The 20,612-nt window shown below is 31.0% G+C and carries 17 protein-coding genes, 2 tRNA genes and 3 rRNA genes; 12 read left to right on the top strand and 10 right to left on the bottom strand.

Annotation, left to right across the window (positions count from 1 at the left end):
- Nucleotides 1-28 precede the first annotated feature (28 nt).
- Genes murA through ACBT_RS03465 form a run of 3 tightly spaced genes read left to right on the top strand, consistent with a single transcriptional unit; the run spans nucleotide 29 to nucleotide 2,961 of the window.
- Nucleotides 29-1,297 carry a UDP-N-acetylglucosamine 1-carboxyvinyltransferase gene (gene murA, locus ACBT_RS03475; protein ID WP_024775466.1) on the top strand — a complete coding sequence of 423 codons (1,269 nt, stop codon included), beginning with the start codon at nucleotides 29-31 and terminating at the stop codon, nucleotides 1,295-1,297.
- On the top strand, nucleotides 1,297-2,355 hold the full coding sequence (locus tag ACBT_RS03470) for an HdrB C-terminal domain-containing protein (RefSeq protein WP_024775467.1): 1,059 nt from the start codon (nucleotides 1,297-1,299) through the stop codon (nucleotides 2,353-2,355). The genes murA and ACBT_RS03470 overlap by 1 nt, the downstream gene beginning before the upstream one ends.
- Nucleotides 2,356-2,961 carry an HNH endonuclease gene (locus tag ACBT_RS03465; protein WP_024775468.1) on the top strand — a complete coding sequence of 202 codons (606 nt, stop codon included), beginning with the start codon at nucleotides 2,356-2,358 and terminating at the stop codon, nucleotides 2,959-2,961. It abuts the gene before it with no gap.
- Nucleotides 2,962-3,400: 439 nt separating this feature from the next.
- Here the strand turns inward: ACBT_RS03465 and ACBT_RS03460 are convergent, their stop codons facing one another.
- Both ACBT_RS03460 and ACBT_RS03455 read right to left on the bottom strand, forming a co-directional pair.
- A complete protein-coding gene (locus tag ACBT_RS03460) occupies nucleotides 3,401-3,640 on the bottom strand; it encodes a hypothetical protein (protein ID WP_024775469.1) in 240 nt (79 codons plus the stop codon).
- A gap of 30 nt (nucleotides 3,641-3,670) precedes the next feature.
- Nucleotides 3,671-4,243: a YigZ family protein gene (locus ACBT_RS03455; RefSeq protein WP_024775470.1), complete on the bottom strand. Its 573-nt coding sequence runs from the start codon at nucleotides 4,241-4,243 to the stop codon at nucleotides 3,671-3,673.
- A 14-nt stretch (nucleotides 4,244-4,257) separates the two neighbouring features.
- On the opposite strand from ACBT_RS03455, the gene tlyA reads away from it, so the two are divergent.
- From tlyA to ACBT_RS03415, 8 genes are all read left to right on the top strand, one after another.
- Nucleotides 4,258-4,965 (top strand): 23S rRNA (cytidine-2'-O)-methyltransferase TlyA, encoded by a 708-nt coding sequence (tlyA, locus tag ACBT_RS03450; protein ID WP_024775471.1) that lies wholly within the window; start codon nucleotides 4,258-4,260, stop codon nucleotides 4,963-4,965.
- The gene (locus ACBT_RS03445; RefSeq protein ID WP_228130310.1) at nucleotides 4,928-5,770 is read left to right on the top strand and encodes a bifunctional riboflavin kinase/FAD synthetase; all 843 of its coding nucleotides are present in this window, start codon (nucleotides 4,928-4,930) and stop codon (nucleotides 5,768-5,770) included. The genes tlyA and ACBT_RS03445 overlap by 38 nt, the downstream gene beginning before the upstream one ends.
- 19 nt (nucleotides 5,771-5,789) lie before the next feature.
- A complete protein-coding gene (gene cmoA, locus ACBT_RS03440) occupies nucleotides 5,790-6,497 on the top strand; it encodes a carboxy-S-adenosyl-L-methionine synthase CmoA (protein ID WP_024775473.1) in 708 nt (235 codons plus the stop codon).
- 9 nt (nucleotides 6,498-6,506) lie between these two features.
- The gene (gene bcp, locus ACBT_RS03435; RefSeq protein ID WP_024775474.1) at nucleotides 6,507-7,019 is read left to right on the top strand and encodes a thioredoxin-dependent thiol peroxidase; all 513 of its coding nucleotides are present in this window, start codon (nucleotides 6,507-6,509) and stop codon (nucleotides 7,017-7,019) included.
- Entirely contained in the window at nucleotides 7,019-7,999 is a 981-nt protein-coding gene (locus ACBT_RS03430; RefSeq protein WP_024775475.1) for a plasminogen-binding N-terminal domain-containing protein, read from the top strand. The genes bcp and ACBT_RS03430 overlap by 1 nt, the downstream gene beginning before the upstream one ends.
- Entirely contained in the window at nucleotides 7,999-9,387 is a 1,389-nt protein-coding gene (locus ACBT_RS03425; RefSeq protein ID WP_024775476.1) for an FAD-binding oxidoreductase, read from the top strand. Before ACBT_RS03430 ends, ACBT_RS03425 begins: the two co-directional genes overlap by 1 nt.
- A 2-nt stretch (nucleotides 9,388-9,389) precedes the next feature.
- Nucleotides 9,390-10,169: a YihY/virulence factor BrkB family protein gene (locus tag ACBT_RS03420; RefSeq protein WP_024775477.1), complete on the top strand. Its 780-nt coding sequence runs from the start codon at nucleotides 9,390-9,392 to the stop codon at nucleotides 10,167-10,169.
- 148 nt (nucleotides 10,170-10,317) lie between these two features.
- The gene (locus ACBT_RS03415) at nucleotides 10,318-10,617 is read left to right on the top strand and encodes an ATP-binding protein (RefSeq protein ID WP_323126733.1); all 300 of its coding nucleotides are present in this window, start codon (nucleotides 10,318-10,320) and stop codon (nucleotides 10,615-10,617) included.
- 425 nt (nucleotides 10,618-11,042) lie between these two features.
- Here ACBT_RS03415 and rrf read toward each other — a convergent pair.
- From rrf to ACBT_RS03375, 8 genes are all read right to left on the bottom strand, one after another.
- Nucleotides 11,043-11,158, bottom strand: a 5S ribosomal RNA gene (rrf, locus tag ACBT_RS03410).
- Nucleotides 11,159-11,363: 205 nt separating this feature from the next.
- Nucleotides 11,364-14,277, bottom strand: a 23S ribosomal RNA gene (locus ACBT_RS03405).
- Between the two features lie 372 nt (nucleotides 14,278-14,649).
- Nucleotides 14,650-14,725: transfer RNA gene (locus ACBT_RS03400), tRNA-Ala, on the bottom strand.
- A gap of 10 nt (nucleotides 14,726-14,735) precedes the next feature.
- Nucleotides 14,736-14,812: transfer RNA gene (locus ACBT_RS03395), tRNA-Ile, on the bottom strand.
- A 103-nt stretch (nucleotides 14,813-14,915) separates the two neighbouring features.
- Nucleotides 14,916-16,433: ribosomal RNA gene (locus tag ACBT_RS03390) — 16S ribosomal RNA — on the bottom strand.
- The 16S, 23S and 5S rRNA genes sit together here with 2 tRNA genes alongside, the layout of an rRNA operon.
- 395 nt (nucleotides 16,434-16,828) lie before the next feature.
- Entirely contained in the window at nucleotides 16,829-17,299 is a 471-nt protein-coding gene (locus ACBT_RS03385) for a c-type cytochrome (RefSeq protein WP_024775478.1), read from the bottom strand.
- A 68-nt stretch (nucleotides 17,300-17,367) separates the two neighbouring features.
- Nucleotides 17,368-19,575, bottom strand: a complete 2,208-nt coding sequence (gene clpA, locus ACBT_RS03380) for an ATP-dependent Clp protease ATP-binding subunit ClpA (RefSeq protein ID WP_024775479.1) — start codon at nucleotides 19,573-19,575, stop codon at nucleotides 17,368-17,370.
- 3 nt (nucleotides 19,576-19,578) lie between these two features.
- Entirely contained in the window at nucleotides 19,579-19,878 is a 300-nt protein-coding gene (locus ACBT_RS03375) for an ATP-dependent Clp protease adaptor ClpS (RefSeq protein WP_024775480.1), read from the bottom strand.
- Between the two features lie 74 nt (nucleotides 19,879-19,952).
- Between ACBT_RS03375 and bioD the strand changes: the two genes are divergently transcribed.
- On the top strand, nucleotides 19,953-20,591 hold the full coding sequence (gene bioD, locus ACBT_RS03370) for a dethiobiotin synthase (RefSeq protein WP_024775481.1): 639 nt from the start codon (nucleotides 19,953-19,955) through the stop codon (nucleotides 20,589-20,591).
- Nucleotides 20,592-20,612: the final 21 nt, after the last annotated feature.

Genomic DNA, 20,612 nt, shown 5'->3' with positions numbered 1-20,612 from the left:
CTATTTTAAAATATTATTTAGGAAATTTATGGATTATTTAAGAATTGTTGGAAACAAAAAATTAAGCGGTGAAATATCTATCTCTGGAGCAAAAAATGCAGCTCTTCCTTTAATAGCTTGTACTATTTTGGCAAAGAATGAGACTACAATTAATAATCTTCCAAATGTAGCTGATATAAACACTTTTCTAAAACTTATAAAAATGCTTGGTGGTAGTTTCACTAAAGATAAAAATAGTGCAACAATTGATACTAAAACAATAGATAATACAACAGCAACTTATGATATTGTAAAAACGATGAGAGCTTCTATTTTAGTACTTGGCCCTCTTCTTGCTAGATTTGGACATTGTGAAGTATCACTTCCAGGAGGTTGTGCAATAGGACAAAGACCTGTTGATTTACACCTAAAAGCAATGGAAGCAATGGGTGCAAAAATAGAAATTTTACAAGGATATATAAAAGCAACTGCTCCAAATGGACTAAAAGGTGCAAAAATAGTATTTGATAAAGTAACTGTTGGAGGAACTGAAAATACAGTTATGGCAGCTGCTTTAGCTTCTGGAATAACGACAATTATTAATGCAGCAAAAGAGCCAGAAATTGTTCAACTTTGTGAAGTTATTGCAAGTGCTGGAGTAAAAATAGATGGAATTGGTACATCTAAAATTATAATAGAAGGAACTGGTGGAAAACTACTTGATATTAAATCATTTAGTGTAATTCCTGATAGAATTGAAGCAGGAACTTACATGTGTGCTGCAGCAATTACAAACCAAAAACTAACTATTAAAAATATTGTTCCTGCTCATCTTGAAGCTGTTACATCAAAACTTGAAGAGATGAATTTTGAAATTGATGTAAAAGAAGATGAACTTACAATATTTCCAACATCGAAAATTTTACCTGTAAATATTATAACAACAGAATATCCTGGATTTCCAACAGATATGCAAGCTCAATTTATGGCACTTGCAACTCAAGCTGAAGGAACTAGCACAATAGATGAAAGACTTTTTGAAAATAGATTCATGCATGTTAGTGAACTTTTAAGAATGGGTGCTGATATTCAGTTAAATGGAAATATTGCAACAATTAATGGGAAAAAAGGTTCATTAACTGGAACTGATGTTATGGCAACAGATTTAAGAGCTTCTTCTGCTCTTGTTCTTGCAGCTTTAGTAGCTTCTGGAGAGACAAATATTCATAGAATTTACCATCTAGATAGAGGATATGAAGATTTAGAAGGAAAGCTTCTAAATATTGGAGCTGATGTTAAAAGATTAAAAGAAAATTGATGAAATTAGAAATATCTTTATTTAGATTTGATAAAGATAGTGACTATCTTCCATACTATACAAAACACTTTTTAACTCTAAAAGATGAAAAAAATCTTCTAGATATTTTAAAGAGAATTCATGAAAATGAAGAATTCTCTTTTTTAGACTCAAAAGATTCTATTTTTGTAGTAAATAAAAAGTTTTTATTTGGTTTAACTGCATTAGAAGATATCATAAAAATATTTGGAAAAGATTTGATAATAGAACCAATATCTATAAAAAGAGCGTATAAAGATTTTCTAATAAATGAAGATGATTTTTATTCAAAATTTGAAATATTAGAAAGATTTTGTAGTTCTGAAGATAACACATTTTATAACAATCAAAAAATATATTATTATGCTTCAAATACTTTAAGCTATAAAGAAAAATATATTGGAGATGCTTTACTCCTTTTGGCTTCAAAACTTATAGATGAAAATTCTGATAAAAGAAGTGATATTTTAAAAATTTTAAAAGAACAAAAATATGGTGCATCTTTTCATACAAATCTAAAGAATAGAGTTCTAAATTTTGATACAAATATAGAAGACAATATAAAATCCATTCAAGAAGAGTTAAATTTTTTAAAAGATTTTAATGAAAAAACCATAAAATTTGAAGATATTCAAATAGATTTTAATTTAAAAAATAGTTTTAAGAATTTTAATATTACCCTTTATAATAAAGATAGTAAATTTGATACATTTTTAGAAAAATTTGAAGCAAATTTTATAAATTTAGAAAATTTAGATTTAGCAATAAAGAGTTTTTTTATAAATCCAAAATTAACATATTTTGTAGCTTCTCAGATCTTACTAAGTGCTTTTGATGAAGGAGCCGATTTTTTAGTAGTTTTTAATAATGATGATTTTTTTATTTTTAATAACAAATTAAAAGAAATAGAAAGAATATCAAATAGAGAAATTCCTCTTCCAATAATTCATATAAGTGAATTACAAATGTTGGCATCTGGAGATTTTGATAAAGCCAAAAAAAGTTTTAAAAATCACAAAATAAATCCAAGGATTATTTAGATGCAAATCTTATTGTACGTATTTCTTTTTTTAGTTGTAATAGCTTTAATATTTTTTACAGTAAAACTATTAAATGTTTTTGAAAAAAAAAATACTAAATTTGATTTTTTTATAAAAAATATAGAAATTTATATGAAAAGAGTTCATCCAAATATTGGTATAAATTACAGTATTGTTGAACTAGTAAAAAATGAGAAAAATGAGAAAATTAAAGAAACTTTAGTAATTCAAGATATTGTTTCTCAATTTTATAACTTCAATTTTACTAAAAAAACTCAAAAAATAATCCCTAAAGAAAAACTATGGGCCACATACATAGATAATCCTCTTTCTTCATCATATCCTAATGATTGGCTTCAAAGAAAAGAGTTTGCATACGTAAGGGATAATAAATCTTGTAAAAGATGTGGTCAAAACTTAGAAAGTTTAAATGAAGTATATACATCCTTTGTACGTCCAGTGAAAGAAGGTGGAGGATATAATTTTGAAAATATTTTAACTCTTTGTGCAGATTGTAGTAAAATTATGGATTCAAATTTAGAAAAATCTTCTATCATAAGCTCCTTAAAATTATATGATAATTTATTAAAATTTATTGAGGATTGATATTATCAAAAATCATCACATAGAATAGATTTAAAAGGTGACTCCTTAAGACCAAAATATGAAAAAATAAATGAGAATTATGAGTAATTTTTTATAACACTTGAACACTATGTGTTATAATTAAAGTTCAGAAAATATTATTATCAAAAGTGTTCAAGTATTTCTTGAAACACTGTTCAAATAATCTGTTATACGCACTAGAATCACTCTATCATTTTTATCTTATAATCTTACAAGCTATATAAATCGTATCAATAATGAACCACAAACATTAGGAGAACTTTTTAGAGATTTAGAATGTCAACTAGAAACACTTGCAATTTCGATGGAACTATTTATAAAAATATTAGAACAACTAGTTCAAGTCCAAGAAATTGTCAAGAGAAATAAAGATTTGGAACAGATTATCCTAATGCTCAGGCTTTACACTAAAAAACAGTTAGGTTTTATCTGCGAAAGTTGAGTTAAATAATTCATCTTTTGATAACTTTTTATTTGAAGAAAAATTTATTGTTCCATCAAGTGGCTCATTTATAAGAATATTTTTATCTAAAACTTTTGAAACAATCACCACAAACTCATTTAATTTTAAATTTTCAAAATTTATATCTATTAGTTCTTTTGAAAAAAGAGTTGACACTAAAACAAGGGATAAAAGTATAAAAGTAATTGTTTTCATAAAAGATCTTATTAATAATTTTTAAAATTATTATAATATCTTAATATCCCTTGAAAGTAAAGATTTTAAAGTTTCAAATTCTTCTATAGATGCTTTTATTTCTAATTTAATATTTATAGAAAATTCTTTATTCGAAATTTCTATTTTTTGTTCTTTTAAAAGATATTCTAACTGAGATAAACTACTATATTCACACTCTAAAATATAACTATCTAACTTTTTGTAAGTTATAAATTCAGCAATTTTAATGACCTCATTTACACTATTTGAATAAGTTTTTACTAAACCTCCTGTTCCAAGCTTTATGCCTCCAAAATAACGAACAATTATTACAGCACTATTAATAATTTCAGCACCAGCTAAAACAGCTAAGGATGGTTTACCACTAGTTCCTTTAGGTTCACCATCATCACTTGAATTTTCTACAATTTGCTCAAATTCATTTAAATATCGATACGCATAAACATGATGTACAGCTTTTGGATGTTCTTCTTTTAGTCTTTGCATAGTTTTTAAAAAATCATTATATGGAACTAAATAAGATATAAATTTTGATTTTTTTTCTTCTAAAACAGCACTAAACTCTTTTTGAACAAATTTCAAATATAATTCCTCCCATGAGATTAGATTTATACCTTACAAAAAACTTTAACATTCAAAGTAGAAATAAAGCAAATGAATTAATAAAAGCCTCAAAAGTAAAAGTAGATAACAAGATTATATCAAAAGCTTCATTTATAGTTGAAGAAAATATGAATATAGAACTACTTGAAGAGGATTTTTATGTATCAAGAGCAGCTTATAAATTAAAATATTTCTTAGATGAAATTAAAATTGATTTACAAGATAAAATAGCACTTGATATTGGTTCAAGTACTGGCGGTTTCACTCAAATTTTGCTCGAGCACCAGATAAAAAAGGTAATTTGTGTAGATGTTGGTTCAAATCAACTTCACGAAAGAATAAAAAATGATGAGAGAATTGAATTTTTTGAAAATTGTGACATTAGAGATTTCAAAAGTGAAATCTGCTTCGATATTGTAACATGTGATGTTTCATTTATCTCTATTTTAAATATTATTAATTCAATAGACTCTTTAGATTTTAAAAAATTAATAATTTTGTTTAAACCACAATTTGAAGTTGGTATAAATGTAAAAAGAGATAAAAAAGGTGTTGTAAAAGACAAAGATGCAATAGAAAAAGCAAGAAGTAACTTTTTAGCAAAAACTTTAGAATTAAAGTGGAAATTAGAAAAAAATAATATTAGTAAGCTTCAAGGGAAAGATGGAAATTATGAAGAGTTCTTCTACTTTAGTAAATAAAAACACAATTGATACAATAGCAATAGGTGGTTTTGATGGAATGCATATTGCTCATCAGGAATTATTTAAAAATTTAGGTAAAAATGGTGCTATTGTATGTATTGAAACAGGTTATGCAAACCTTACTCCAAAAAGTTATAGACAAGAATATACAAATTATCCAATCTATTATTATGTTTTGGAAAATATTAAAAAATTAGAAGGAATAGAGTTTGTTAAACTATTAAAAGAAGAGTTCACATCTTTGAAAAAAATAGTTATTGGATTTGATTTTTGTTTCGGAAAAAATAGAAAATACTGTATAGATGAACTTAAAAAAATTTTTGATGGAGAAGTTGTAGTTATTTCAGAAATAAAATTTGACAATTATCCAATTCATTCAAGACATATAAGAGAATTTATAAAAGATGGAGATATACAAAAAGCAAATAAATTTTTAGGCAAAGAGTATAAAATTTATGGAGTAGCTATAAAAGGACAAGGTTTAGGAAAAAGTGATTTTGTACCAACCATAAATTTAAGAATAGATGATTTTTTACTTCCAAAAGATGGTGTATATATAACAAAAACTTACATTGATAATATTGAACACAATTCAGTAACTTTTATTGGTAATAGAAAAACAACAGATAACTCTTTTGCAATTGAAACTCATATTTTAAATAAAGATATTCATTTTGAAAATATTAATATATCTATTAAATTTATAGAAAAAATAAGAGATAATAAAAAATTTAATGATTTTATTGAGCTAAAGAATCAAATATTAGAAGATATAAACTATGCAAAAAAATACTTTTATTAATTTTTAGATAAAATAAAGAATGACAGATAAAGTATTTAATAAAACTATTTCCAAACAATTTGAATTTGATGAAGAGGTTGCTAGCGTATTTGACGATATGCTAGATCGCTCTGTTCCTTTTTATAAAGAGATGCAAAGACTCAGTATAGTTTTTGCAAACAATTTTTTAGAAAATGGCTCAAGAGTTTATGATTTAGGTTGCTCAACAGCTACAACTTTAATTGAATTATCAAAAAATTGTAACAAAGATTTAAAGTTAATTGGTATCGATAACTCAAAAGCTATGCTAGAGAGAGCTAATAATAAATCAAAAGCTTTTGGAGTAGATATAAAATTTATTTGTAATGACATTTTTGATGTTGATTTAAAAGATGCAAAAGTTATATTTTCTAACTATACTTTACAATTTATAAGACCACTTCAAAGAGAAAAATTAGTAAAAAAAATTTATGATGGTTTAACAGAGGGTGGAGTTTTTATATTTAGTGAAAAACTTGTTTCTCAAAATAGTATTTTAAATAAACAGCTTATAGATGAATACTATAGTTTTAAAAAAGCGCAAGGTTATAGTGAATTCGAGATATCTCAGAAAAGAGAAGCTTTAGAAAATGTACTAATTCCTTATACAGAAGATGAAAATAACAAAATGATAAAAGATGCTGGATTTTCACACTGTGAAATGATTTTCAAGTGGGTTAATTTTGCTACATTTATAGCAATTAAATAAAGGAGAGAGATGTTAAAAATAGGTGATATGGCTCCAAGTTTTTGTGCCTTTAATCAAGATGATACAGAGATATGTTTAAGAGATATTGTCGGTAATTGGATAGTTCTATATTTTTACCCTAAAGACATGACACCAGGTTGTACAACAGAAGCTTGTGATTTCACAAGTAATCAATTTTTATTTGACAATTTAAATGCAACGATTATTGGTGTAAGTCCTGATGATAGTGAAAAACATAGAAAATTTATTGAAAAATATGATTTAGGAATCACACTTTTAGCAGATACAAATAAACAAATGTGTCAAGATTTCGGTGTTTGGCAACTAAAAAAGTTTATGGGTAAAGAATTTATGGGAGTTGTTAGGACTACTTTTATTATTAATCCAAAAGGAGAAATTGCTTATATTTGGGATAAAGTAAATGTAAGAAAAACAAAAACTGTAAAAGGTGAAAAAGTAGAAATTTTACATGTTGATGAAGTAAGAGAAAAATTAGAAGAGTTACAATCAAAGGAAAAATAATGAGAAAGTTTTTAAATAAGGTTTTACTAGTTGGTGCTATTTCTCTATTTGCAAATAATCTATTTGCACAAGAGACAATTTGTTATAAAAATGGTGTTACATCACCTTCTGAAATAGAAACAACTCCTTTAAATGGTATAGTTTGTAAAAATCAGCTATCAGTTAATGATATGAAAAAAGATGGATGGAATGTTTTAGATATTCAAATTAAAACAGTTGATGGAAAATTAAATTATTCATACTATTTTTATAAAATAGATAGTTTGAAGGCCGCTCCAAAAATTAATTCTGTAAATGAAAAAGCTGAATTTTCTGTAAGACCTATTGGTACAAAAATAATGAATTTAGAAAACAATAAAAGTACAATCAATGTTGGAAATTTAATTGTTGGTCAAACAGGAATTGTTGTTCATATTTATGACAATGATAAAAGATCTATTGTTGCAAATGCAAAAGTTATTAGCTCAAACCCAAACTCTTCTGTAGTTGAATTTTTCAGTTTTGATGACTTAAAACAAGATGCTCTTCCAATCACAAATAGAAATGTATCTATAAATGATGTTTTAGTTTTAAATTATATGTATAATTCATCTTTATTAATTGCTCCAAACTTCGATAGTTTTCAAGCAGTTAGAAATGAATTTAAAGAGAATAATTTTATTCATTCAGATATATTTGCAGCTAAATTAAAATACAACAATAGACCTTATCCGACAAAAGAAGATATTCAACAATTTGCAATGGAACAAAATTTAGGAACAGTATTTTTTGTATTAGATGGAAAGATTTTTGTAGTTGACTCAAAAACATTTACAATTTTAGATTCTTACAGATTTACATTTGATCAAAAAGAACAACAAATTCCTTTCTATACAAGAGTTGAAGATATAGAAAGTCCTTTTTACCAAATTGCATTTATATTTGGTGATGAAAAATTAACTTATAATGATTACTATAAAAAGATTTTAGGAATAAAATAATGATTGATAAAAAACATTTAGATTATATAACTTCAATAGTTGGTGAAGAAAATATAAAAAGTGATAAAGCTCACCTAATAGCTTTTTGTTACGATGCAACAAGAACGAGATTCGAGCCAGATGCAGTTGTATTTCCAAGACATGAACAAGATATTAGTGATATTTTAAAATATTGTAATGAACATAAAATAATTATTGTACCTCGTGGTGCTGGTTCTGGATTTACAGGTGGTGCATTGCCAGCAAATGGTGGAATTATTCTTTCTCTTGAAAGACACATGAATAAACTACTTGAAATTGATATGGAAAATATGGTTGGAGTTGTTCAACCTGGTCTTGTAAATATGGAATTTCAAAAAGCTGTTGAAGCAGTAGGTTTATTTTATCCACCAGATCCAGCAAGTGAAGAGTATTCAACACTTGGTGGAAACGTAAGTGAAAATGCTGGTGGTATGAGAGCTGCAAAATATGGTATTACAAAAGATTATGTTATGGCCCTAAGAGCTGTTTTACCAAATGGAGACATAATAGTTGCAGGTAAAAAAACTATAAAGGACGTTGCAGGTTACAACACAGCTGGTATTTTAATAGCAAGTGAAGGAACTTTAGCAGTTATTACAGAAATCACTTTAAAATTAATTCCAAAACCAAAATTCAAACAAACATATATGGGAGTTTTCCCAAGCGTTGATAGTGCAATGACTGCAGTATTTAAATCTCTTGCTGCTGGTGCGAATCCTGTTGCTATGGAATTTTTAGATTCTCTTGTAATTAAAGCATTAAGACAAAAATTTCCTCATGTTAGCCTACCAGAAAATGCTGGTGGAATTTTAGTTGGTGATGTTGATGCAAGTAGCCAAGCAGAAATTGATTCTCAACTAAAAACTCTAAAAGAATCTTTTGCTGCAAATGGTTCTATTGATTTTATAGTTGCAAAAGATGAAGATGAAGGTAAAAAACTTTGGTTCGCTAGAAGAAATGCTAGCCCTGCAACTATGATTTATGGAACAAAAAAATTAAATGAAGATATATCTGTTCCAAGAAGTAAACTACCTGTTGCACTTGATGGAATTTATAAAATTGGTGAAAAATATGGTTTCCAAGTTCCATGCTTTGGTCATGCAGGAGATGGAAATATCCATGTTAATGTTATGGTAAAAGATAAAACAAATGAAAAAGAGATGGAAGATGGACACAAGGCTATTGAAGAAATTTTCCAATATGTTGTAGATTTAGGTGGTACTTTAAGTGGTGAACATGGAATTGGAACATCTAAAGCTCCATTTATGCATATTGCATTTACTGAAGCAGAGATGAATCTATTTAGAAGTATCAAAAAAGCATTTGACCCTAATAACATTTTAAATCCTTTTAAAATGGGATTATAATTTTGACTAATGCTAAAATTGGAATTTTAAAAAAAATTATAGTAAGTATAGATTCATTTTTTAATGATGATACTACTTACTATGCAGCTTCTCTAAGCTTTTTTACAATATTCTCAATTTTACCAATAATAGCTCTTGGAATTGCAATTATTTCTAGCTTTCCAGAATTTAACTCTTATATAGAAATATTCACAAATTTTCTATTTGATTTTCTTAATCCAACACACTCAACAGAAATTGTTGAAAGCCTTAGAAATTATATTTCTAACTCAAATAAACTAGGTTTTATAGGTATTTTATATATGCTTTTTGTCTTTATAATGTTTTTTAAAGATTATGACTACATTGTAAACAAAATTCATAATACTGAGCGTAGAGCCATATATAAATCATTTTTTATATATTTAATACTTTTTATTGTTTTTCCAATTATTTTTGTCATAATTACCTACGCAAATTCACTACATGAAAATGATATTTTCAAATTTATATCTACATTCTTATTTACTTGGTTTATGTTTTTTTCTATATTTAAATTAAGTATTAACAAAAAACTATATTTCAAAGCTATACTAATTTCATCATTTTTAACACTATTGGTACTAACAATCACACAAAATCTTTTTGTATATTATGTTATATATAATAAAACATATACAACAATATATGGTTCATTAGCAACTTTATTATTTACTTTTCTATGGATTTATATATCTTGGATAATTTATCTATATGGAATAAAAATATGTTATAAATTAAATTTAAAAGAATTAGAAAATTAATTTTTATACAGATGAGATTATATCTATAGAGATATTAGAGAGAAAGTAGAAAACTACATTAGGGCTTTTTATGCCCTAATACCTAATTAAAATAATATAAATATTTGATAGTATAACTAAAATCAAATAGTAATCATTTTTAAAATATATTCCTAAAATAAATCATAACTGCAAAAATCGGAAACTTCTAATACTTGATGACTTTGGTATTTCACCAATATCTGTTGATGATGCAACAAATCTATTTGAAATAATTGAAACAAGAAATCAATTATCTTCAACAATTATAACTTCACAACTTCCAGTTAAAGATTGGTATGGATATTTGCAAAATAATACTGTTGCAGATGCAATACTTGATAGAATAGTAAACTCATCACATAGGATTCATTTAAAAGGAGATTCATTAAGACCAAAATATGAAAAAGTTAATGATAATTATGAATGATTTTTTATAACACTTGAACACTTTGTGTTATAATTAAAACTCAGAAAATATTCTTACAAAAAGTGTTCAAGTAATTCTGGAAACACTGTTCAAGTATTCCGATATATGCACATAACTTCATAGATTAAAAAATATATAGTAATAATATGAATATAGATATATGTAGTATATAGTTGACCTGATTGAAACTAATATTTATGTATAACATTGATACATAACAAACAGAAACAAGTGATATAAAGACAATCTTGTATATAGAGTAATAAAAAAGTGAAATAAAGGAAAGTAATAAGATAAAAAAAAGAGATATTTAGGTGCGAAGTAAGATGCATAGGGATAAATAAATATTAGATAAAAAAAAAGCTTACCACTTTACACCGTGAAGATGTAAAAAGGTAAGCTTTTGTGTAAATAAAAACTCAAAGAGCTGGCAGCGACCTACGTTTCCACAAGGGGACCCTGCAGTATTATCGGCGATGAAGTGCTTGACTACCAGGTTCGGAATGGGACTGGGTATTTCCACTTCTCTTTAACCACCAGCAAATTCGAGTGTTAAAAGCTTGAATAAACTCTTAACACTCAAATTGTGATTTTGAGAATCTAATGTTAAAGTCTTTTGGCTTCTTAAAAAAACTAAAGTTTTTTCAAGGTAACAGCCTTGTATTTCATATTTGTATCTATATTAATAAACACTAATTAAACATAATAAATATGCTTAATAAGATAGTAAACCAAAGAAAATTGTTTAAAATAAGCCAAACGTTCTATTAGTACTGGTCAGCTAAAGGGCTTACACCCATTACACATCCAGCCTATCAACCAGCTAGTCTTGCTGGGAACTTCAGGGAAAGTTCATCTTAGAGTTGGCTTCGAGCTTAGATGCTTTCAGCTCTTATCACATCCCAACGTGGCTACCCAACGATGCTCTTGGCAGAACAATTGGTACACCAGTGGTTGGTTCATCCCGGTCCTCTCGTACTAGGGACAAATCTCTTCAACTTTCCTACGCCCACGGAAGATAGGGACCGAACTGTCTCACGACGTTCTGAACCCAGCTCGCGTACCGCTTTAAATGGCGAACAGCCATACCCTTGGGACCGACTACAGCCCCAGGATGCGATGAGCCGACATCGAGGTGCCAAACCTCCCCGTCGATGTGAGCTCTTGGGGGAGATCAGCCTGTTATCCCCGGCGTACCTTTTATCCTTTGAGCGATGGCCCTTCCACGCAGAACCACCGGATCACTATGACCGACTTTCGTCTCTGTTCGACTTGTTGGTCTCACAGTCAAGCTAGTTTATGCCATTATACTCAACGATGGATTTCCAACCCATCTGAACTAACCTTTGTAAGCCTCCGTTACTATTTAGGAGGCGACCGCCCCAGTCAAACTACCCACCAGACATTGTCCTGAATGAGGTTAACTCATCGCAGTTAGTAACTCAAATATTCAAGGGTGGTATCTCAAGGATGGCTCCGACTCTACTGGCGTCTAGTCATCATAGCCTCCCACCTATCCTGCACATGAATATCCAAGCTACAGTGTCAAGCTGTAGTAAAGGTGCACGGGGTCTTTCCGTCTTTCCGCGGGTAGGAGGAATTTTCACCTCCACTACAATTTCACTGGATCCCTCTTTGAGACAGCTCCCATCTCGTTACGCCATTCATGCAGGTCAGTATTTAACTGACAAGGAATTTCGCTACCTTAGGACCGTTATAGTTACGGCCGCCGTTTACTCGGGCTTCGATCAAATGCTTCGCTTGCGCTGACATCATCAATTAACCTTCGAGCACCGGGCAGGCGTCACACCTTATACATCCACTTACGTGTTAGCAAAGTGCTGTGTTTTTGGTAAACAGTCGGGAGGGACTCTTTGTTGCAACCTCTTTAGCTTTTTGGAGCAAGTCCATATACCAAAGTAGGCACACCTTATACCGAAGATACGGTGCTAGTTTGCAGAGTTCCTTAAAGAGGGTTCTTCCACGCGCCTTAGAATACTCATCCCACCCACCTGTGTCGGTTTACGGTACGGGCAACATATAATATACTTAGTGGCTTTTCTTGGCACGACAGTATCATCGATTCTCCATCTCCTCCGAAGAGTGTCAAGAGCCTGTAAGATCTCGGTCTAACGTTAAGCGGATTTGCCTACTTAACAACCTACATCCTTCGAGCCACACTTCCATCCGTGACCTCGATTAACTCTATGCGTCCCCACATCGCGCTTATATGTTGGTATTGGAATATTAACCAATTTGCCATCGTCTACCCCTTTCGGACTCGACTTAGGACCCGACTAACCCTACGATGACGAGCATCGCGTAGGAAACCTTGGGTTTTCGGCGAACAGGATTCTCACCTGTTTTAACGCTACTCATGCCTGCATGCTCACTTCTATCCGCTCCAGCACTCCTTACCGGTATACCTTCAACGCTGAATAGAACGCTCTCCTACCACTCAATTAAAAATTGAATCTAAAGCTTCGGTGTACATCTTAGCCCCGTTATATTTTCCGCGCAGAATCACTAGACCAGTGAGCTGTTACGCTTTCTTTAAAGGATGGCTGCTTCTAAGCCAACCTCCTGGTTGTCACAGTAACTCCACATCGTTTTCCACTTAGATGTAACTTAGGGACCTTAGCTGTTAGTCTGGGTTGTTCCCCTCTTGACGACGGATTTTATCACCCACCGCCTGACTCCTGTGATTCCACATATAGTATTCATAGTTTGATAGGGTTTGGTACCGCGGTAAGCAGCCCTAGCCCATTCAGTGCTCTACCCCTATATGCTACAACACAAGGCTATACCTAAATATATTTCGGAGAGAACCAGCTATCACGAAGTTTGATTGGCCTTTCACCCCTATCCACAAGTCATCCCAAGACTTTTCAACGTCAGCGGGTTCGGTCCTCCACTGGCTCTTACACCAGCTTCAACCTGCTCATGGATAGATCACTTCGTTTCGGGTCTGCAGCATCTGACTATGTCGCCCTATTAAGACTCGCTTTCGCTACGGCTTCGCACTTGGCTTAACCTTGCCAGACACCACAACTCGCAGGCTCATTATGCAAAAGGCAGTCCATCACCCTGATAAATCATAGGGCTCTGAATGATTGTAAGCTAATGGTTTCAGGTTCTATTTCACTCTGCTCGCTGCAGTACTTTTCACCTTTCCCTCACGGTACTTGTTCACTATCGATCTGTAAGTAGTATTTAGGATTGGAGGGTGGTCCCCCCAGCTTCAGTCAAAATATCACGTGTTCCGACCTACTCAGGATACTATTAGCGTTATTGAGAATTTTAATTACAGGAGTATCACCTTCTATGCTCTAGCTTTCCAACTAATTCATCTATTCTCTTTAACTACACATTATAGTCCTACAACCCCCAATGCAAGCATTGGGTTTGTCCTAATCCGCGTTCGCTCGCCGCTACTGACGGAATCTCAATTGATTTCTCTTCCTCTGGCTACTGAGATGTTTCACTTCACCAGGTTCGCTCCCCGTAGGGTAATATAATTCTCATTATATTGGGTTGCCCCATTCAGAAATCCCCGGATCAAAGCTCTTTGGCAGCTCCCCGAGGCTTATCGCAGCCTAATACGTCTTTCATCGCCTCTTACAGTCAAGGCATCCACCATTAGCCCTTAATAGCTTATAAACGGAGCCTAAAAAAATCTTACGATTTTATTCAGGTTCCTTTTTTCTTGCCTAAAAATTCTAGTTTAACTAAAACTTCTAAATTTGATAATATTCTTTGGCTACTATCTTATTAAACATATTGTTCAATAATATAGTTGTGTTATCTATAGTTATATTTAATATCTCTATTAAATTTTTTAGATATGAAATTTTTTTATTTAAATTTAAATATCGCTATTCAAATTTACGAAAAAATTTTAAAGACTTTAACATTATATTTTTAAATATCATTTAGAAACCTATTTTATTAAGTTCTAATATAAATCTTATAATCATATTATAAAACTTATATTAAAACTTTAAAAGCTCTTACACTCTTAAGTTTAATAGATGGTGGAGAATAGCGGGATCGAACCGCTGACCTCCTGCGTGCAAAGCAGGCGCTCTCCCAGCTGAGCTAATTCCCCAGATTATTTATGGTGGGCCTATCAGGACTTGAACCTGAGACCTCACGATTATCAGTCGAGCGCTCTAGCCAGCTGAGCTATAGGCCCCTTCACCTATTTTTTCAAATAATCTTTATAAACCGAACATATTATCTTAAATCTTCTTTGTTCTTCTGAATAGTTAAGAAACAAATCTTAACTTATTTCTCTGAAAGGAGGTGATCCAACCGCAGGTTCTCCTACGGTTACCTTGTTACGACTTCACCCCAGTCGCTGAATCCACTGTGGAAGGTAGCTACTTTAGCATCCCCGCTTCGAATGAGTTCAACTCCCATGGTGTGACGGGCGGTGAGTACAAGACCCGGGAACGTATTCACCGTAGCATAGCTGATCTACGATTACTAGCGATTCCAACTTCATGTAGTCGAGTTGCAGACTACAATCCGAACTGGGAGATATTTTATAAGATTTGCTCCACGTCACCGTATTGCGGCTCATTGTATATCCCATTGTAGCACGTGTGTAGCCCTGGACGTAAGGGCCATGATGACTTGACGTCGTCCTCACCTTCCTCCTACTTGCGTAGGCAGTCTCCTTAGAGTTCTCAGCCGAACTGTTAGCAACTAAGGACGAGGGTTGCGCTCGTTGCGGGACTTAACCCAACATCTCACGACACGAGCTGACGACAGCCGTGCAGCACCTGTATATAAGTTTCTGCAAGCAGACACCAATCTATCTCTAGAAAGTTCTTACTATGTCAAGTCCAGGTAAGGTTCTTCGTGTATCGTCGAATTAAACCACATGCTCCACCGCTTGTGCGGGTCCCCGTCTATTCCTTTGAGTTTTAATCTTGCGACCGTACTCCCCAGGCGGTACACTTAATGTGTTAACTGCATTACTGCAAGATCAAGTCTCACAACAACTAGTGTACATCGTTTAGGGCGTGGACTACCAGGGTATCTAATCCTGTTTGCTCCCCACGCTTTCGCATCTCAGCGTCAATAATGTTCCAGTAGATCGCCTTCGCAATCGGTATTCCTTCTGATCTCTACGGATTTTACCCCTACACCAGAAATTCCATCTACCTCTCCCACATTCTAGACTAACAGTTTTCAAAGCAGTTCTATAGTTAAGCTATAGGATTTCACTTCAAACTTATTAATCCGCCTACATGCTCTTTACGCCCAGTGATTCCGAGTAACGCTTGCACCCCCCGTATTACCGCGGCTGCTGGCACGGAGTTAGCCGGTGCTTATTCATATAATACCGTCATTATCTTCTTATATAAAAGGAGTTTACGCACCGAAATGTGTCATCCTCCACGCGGCGTTGCTGCATCAGACTTTCGTCCATTGTGCAATATTCCCCACTGCTGCCTCCCGTAGGAGTCTGGACCGTGTCTCAGTTCCAGTGTGACTGATCATCCTCTCAAACCAGTTATGCGTCATAGTCTTGGTAGGCCATTACCCCACCAACTAACTGATACAATACAGGCTAATCTCTTACCAATAAATCTTTCCCTTATTAACTTAAGTTAATAAGGAGTATAAGGTATTAGCAACCGTTTCCAATTGTTATCCCTTAGTAAGAGGCATATTACCTATACATTACTCACCCGTGCGCCACTTAGCTGACAATTATAGCAAGCTATAACCCGTTCTCGTTCGACTTGCATGTGTTAAGCACGCCGCCAGCGTTCACTCTGAGCCAGGATCAAACTCTCCATAAATTATTGATTAATCTAATTAATCATTATGTAGTGTATGAAACTGACATTTTTGTTTTTTATTACTAAATTACAAAATTATCACTCAAATTTATAGACAAGAATTTGACTTCTTGTTCATTATTTTTTTGTATTGAATATTTAAGATTAACATATTCGGTTTACAAAGATTATTATCTTTACAAACTTACTTGATTTTTTAAAGATCTTAACTTAACCACTCTTGGTCAAATTGGACGGGAATTATAATAGGATTTTTCTTAGTTGTCAAGAGCTATACGCTTAAATACCGCTTAAATTTTGGAAGTTTGTTTTATCGCTATTTTTGAAGGAAAAAATTACTTTAGATTAGGGCTTTGACTCAAATAGAACAATAAAGTTCTATTTGAAATTATAATTTATAGCTTAGATATGTAATTAGCTAATATCTCTATTTGCTCTGGAGTTTTTGTTTCTACATGTGGTTTCATAATACCTTTCATAACTCCTCCATAAGTTCCATCTTTATAACCATTCAATGCTTTTACTACTCTATCTTTATCCCAACCAGCAATTACTTGTGATTTTCCTAAAGCTTCTTTTTCACCTTTTGTTCCATGACATGATGTACATGTTTTAAATAAAGTTTCTCCATCATTCGATGCTACAACTACTTCAGATTTAGCTTCTTCAACTTTTTTTCCTTCAGTTTTTGTTTCAACAACTTTTAATTCAGCTTTTACTTCTTGTACTTTAGCTTCTTCAACTTTAGGCTGATTAGTTTGAACAACTTCTTGTTTTGCAGCTTCTACTTTTGTTTCTTTTTTCTCTTCTGTACATCCAGCAAATAATAAAATTGTTGCAGCCGTAATAATTAAACTTTTTTTCATCTTTTCCCTTTATATCTTATATTTATTTCAAAATTGTATCAAATTGATTGTAAAATAATTGTGTTTTATTATTGAATATAATCAAAAATAAAGTCTTCTTTAAAATCTATTTTCACAATTCCACCTTTTTTGAGTTTACCAAATAAAATTTCATCTGTTAATGGATTTCTTATTTTATGAGAAATAACTCTATTTAAAGGTCTTGCACCCATTGCTTTATCATAACCTAATTTTGCAAGCTCATCTTTTGCTTTTTTACTTATCTCTATTTTTATTTTTTTATTTTCTAACTGTTTTTCTAAATCTTCAATAAACTTTCCAGCAACTTTTGAAACTATATCTAAAGTTAAACTATCAAAACTCACAACAGCATCTAATCTATTTCTAAATTCAGGTGCAAAAAACTTATTTATAGCTTTGCTTTCGTTAAGTTTCTCATTTTTTGCAAATCCCATAACATTTGCTTCACTTACACCTAAATTTGAAGTCATTATTAATATTACATTTTGAAAATCTGCTTTATTACCGCTATTATCTGTTAGTTCTGCATTATCCATAACTTGAAGTAAAATTGACATTAAATCAGGATGTGCTTTTTCAATTTCATCTAATAATAATACAGTATGAGGATGTTTTCTAATTGATTCAGTTAAAAGTCCACCCTGTTCAAATCCAATATATCCAGCAGGAGCACCAATCAACCTTGAAACTGCATGAGCTTCCATATATTCACTCATATCAAATCTTTCAAAATGTATTCCCATTTGAAGTGCTAGCTCTTTTGCAACTTCTGTTTTTCCAACTCCAGTAGGTCCAGTAAATAAAAAACTTCCAATTGGTTTTTTATCTAATCCTAGCCCTGCTTTGTTTATCTTAATAGCTTGAATAATTGAGGATATAGCTTTATCTTGACCAAAAACTCTTTTTTGCATATTTTTTTCTAAATTTTTCAAAAGTGTCAAATCTGATTTTGTCGCACTTCTTGCAGGAATATGTGCCATTTTTGAAATAATTTCTTCTACATCTTTTGATAAGATAGTTATATTCGAATCAGTTTTTGTTTTTAGAGTTTTAGACAACTCTATTTTTTTAGCTGCACCTACCTCATCTATTACATCTATTGCACAATCAGGTAAAAATCTATCTGTTATATATTTTTTACTAAGTTCTACTGCACTTACAATAGCACTTTTTGAATACTTAACTTGATGAAACTCTTCATATTTTGATTTTAAACCTTCTAAAATTGTAATTGAATCTTCAATACTTGGCTCATTTACATCAACCTTTGCAAAACGCCGACTTAATGCTTTATCTTTTGCAAAATCATTTCTATATTCAGCAAAAGTTGTAGCACCTATACATCTTAATTTTCCATTTGCTAAAAGAGGTTTCAAAATATTAGAAGCATCCATGGCACTTCCACCAACACTTCCAGCTCCAACAATTGTATGTATTTCATCTATAAATAAAATTGCATTGGGTATTTTTGAAATCTCATTTAAAAGAGATTTTAATTTTTTTTCAAAATCACCTCTATATTTAGTACCAGCTAACATAGAACCCATATCCAATGAAAAGATTTTTGAATCTTCTAAAGTCACAGGAACTTGTTTTTGTGCTATTTTTAAAGCTAAACCTTCTGCAATAGCTGTTTTACCAACTCCTGGTTCTCCAACTAAGAGTGGATTATTTTTCTTTCTTCTTGAAAGTATCTCTATTACTCTTGCTATTTCATTCTCTCTTCCAATAACTGGATCTATCTCATTTTTTTTAGCAACAGCTACAAGTTCACTTGAATTTTGCTCTAACACTTTCTCATTTTTACCATCTTGTTCATCTTTTTCATCATCAGGTCTATGAGAAATCTCTTCAAGAATATCCACTCTTTGAATTCCCAATTTTTTTAATAGATATGCAGCATACGTTTTTTCATCTTTTAATATTGCTACAAACATATCTTCAACATTAGCTTTTGTTTTTCCACTACTTTGAGTATGTGCAACCATATACTCAATTGTAGAAGAGAGAGCCAAAGTTTCAATTGGTTCATCATTTATTCCTTCAGGAAGCTTTGGAGTGTTTGATTCAATATATGTTTTTAAATCTTGAAATAAAATATTCGTATCAACTCCTAAATCAAAAAACATCTCTTCTATTGTTGCATCATTTATTAACATTAAAAAAATATGTTCCAATGTCAAATATTCATGATGATTACTTTTTGCATAACTAATTGCTTGTGCAAAGATATGCCTTAACTCTTTACTTATCATTATTTACTCTTCTTCCATTGTAGCTTTTAAAGGAAAGCCCTTCTCTCTAGCCATAGTTTTTACTTGAGCAACTTTAGTAGTTGCTATTTCAAAACTATAAACACCACAAAGACCTTTACCATTATTATGAACATTCAACATAATTGCTTCAGCTTCACTTACTGTCTTTCTAAATATTTTTACTAATACATCTATTACAAATTCCATTGTTGAATAATCATCATTTAATAAAAAAACATTATATTTTTTTGGTTCTTGTACTTCTAAATCTTCACTTAATTCTATTTCTATTTCATTACTCACATAAAACCCTTATTATTGCTATGATAAAATCATATTTTTAAAAAGCTACAAATTATAACAAAAAAGAGATTATTATGAAAATCAATCCAGAAGAGTATATAGGTAAAAGTATCTTTATTACTGCAACAAATACAAATGTCGGAAAAACTTATGCTTGTGAAAAATTCTTAAATCATTTTGCAAAAGCTGGACTTAGAGTTGGTTATTTTAAACCTATTGAAACAGGAGTTGAAAACAATACTCCTCTTGATGGTTCAAAAATGCTTAATTTAGTAAAAAAATTAAATCCTGATTTCAAGAATATTTCTGTTAATGATTGTGTTCCCTATCAATTCTTACTTCCCGCTTCACCATATGTTGCAAAAGGAAACACTTATATAGATATTGAATTTTTAAAAGAAAAAAAAGAGTATTTAAAAAATTTTTGTGATGTTCTTATTATTGAGGGAGCTGGTGGGTTAATGGTTCCTATTAAAAAAGATTTTTTTATAATTGATTTAATAAAAGAATTCAAAACAAAAACTTTTTTAATAACTCCTTCAAAATTGGGCTCTATAAATGATACTCTTCTTTCAATAGAAGCTTTAAAAAATAGAAATATTAATTTTTCATTTTTTATAAACCTATATGAAGATGTAGATAGCTTTGAAAAAGTATCAAAACCTTTTTTAATTGACTACTTTGAAACACTAAATTTTTTACAAGATTTATAAAAAAGAGTATTTTTAACTCTT

This window comes from Aliarcobacter cibarius (genome assembly GCF_013372265.1).
In the GTDB taxonomy this organism is placed as follows: Bacteria; Campylobacterota; Campylobacteria; order Campylobacterales; family Arcobacteraceae; genus Aliarcobacter; species Aliarcobacter cibarius.
The sequence above is the reverse complement of the archived record's forward strand: the minus strand, read 5'-3'. Positions and strand labels throughout refer to the sequence as shown.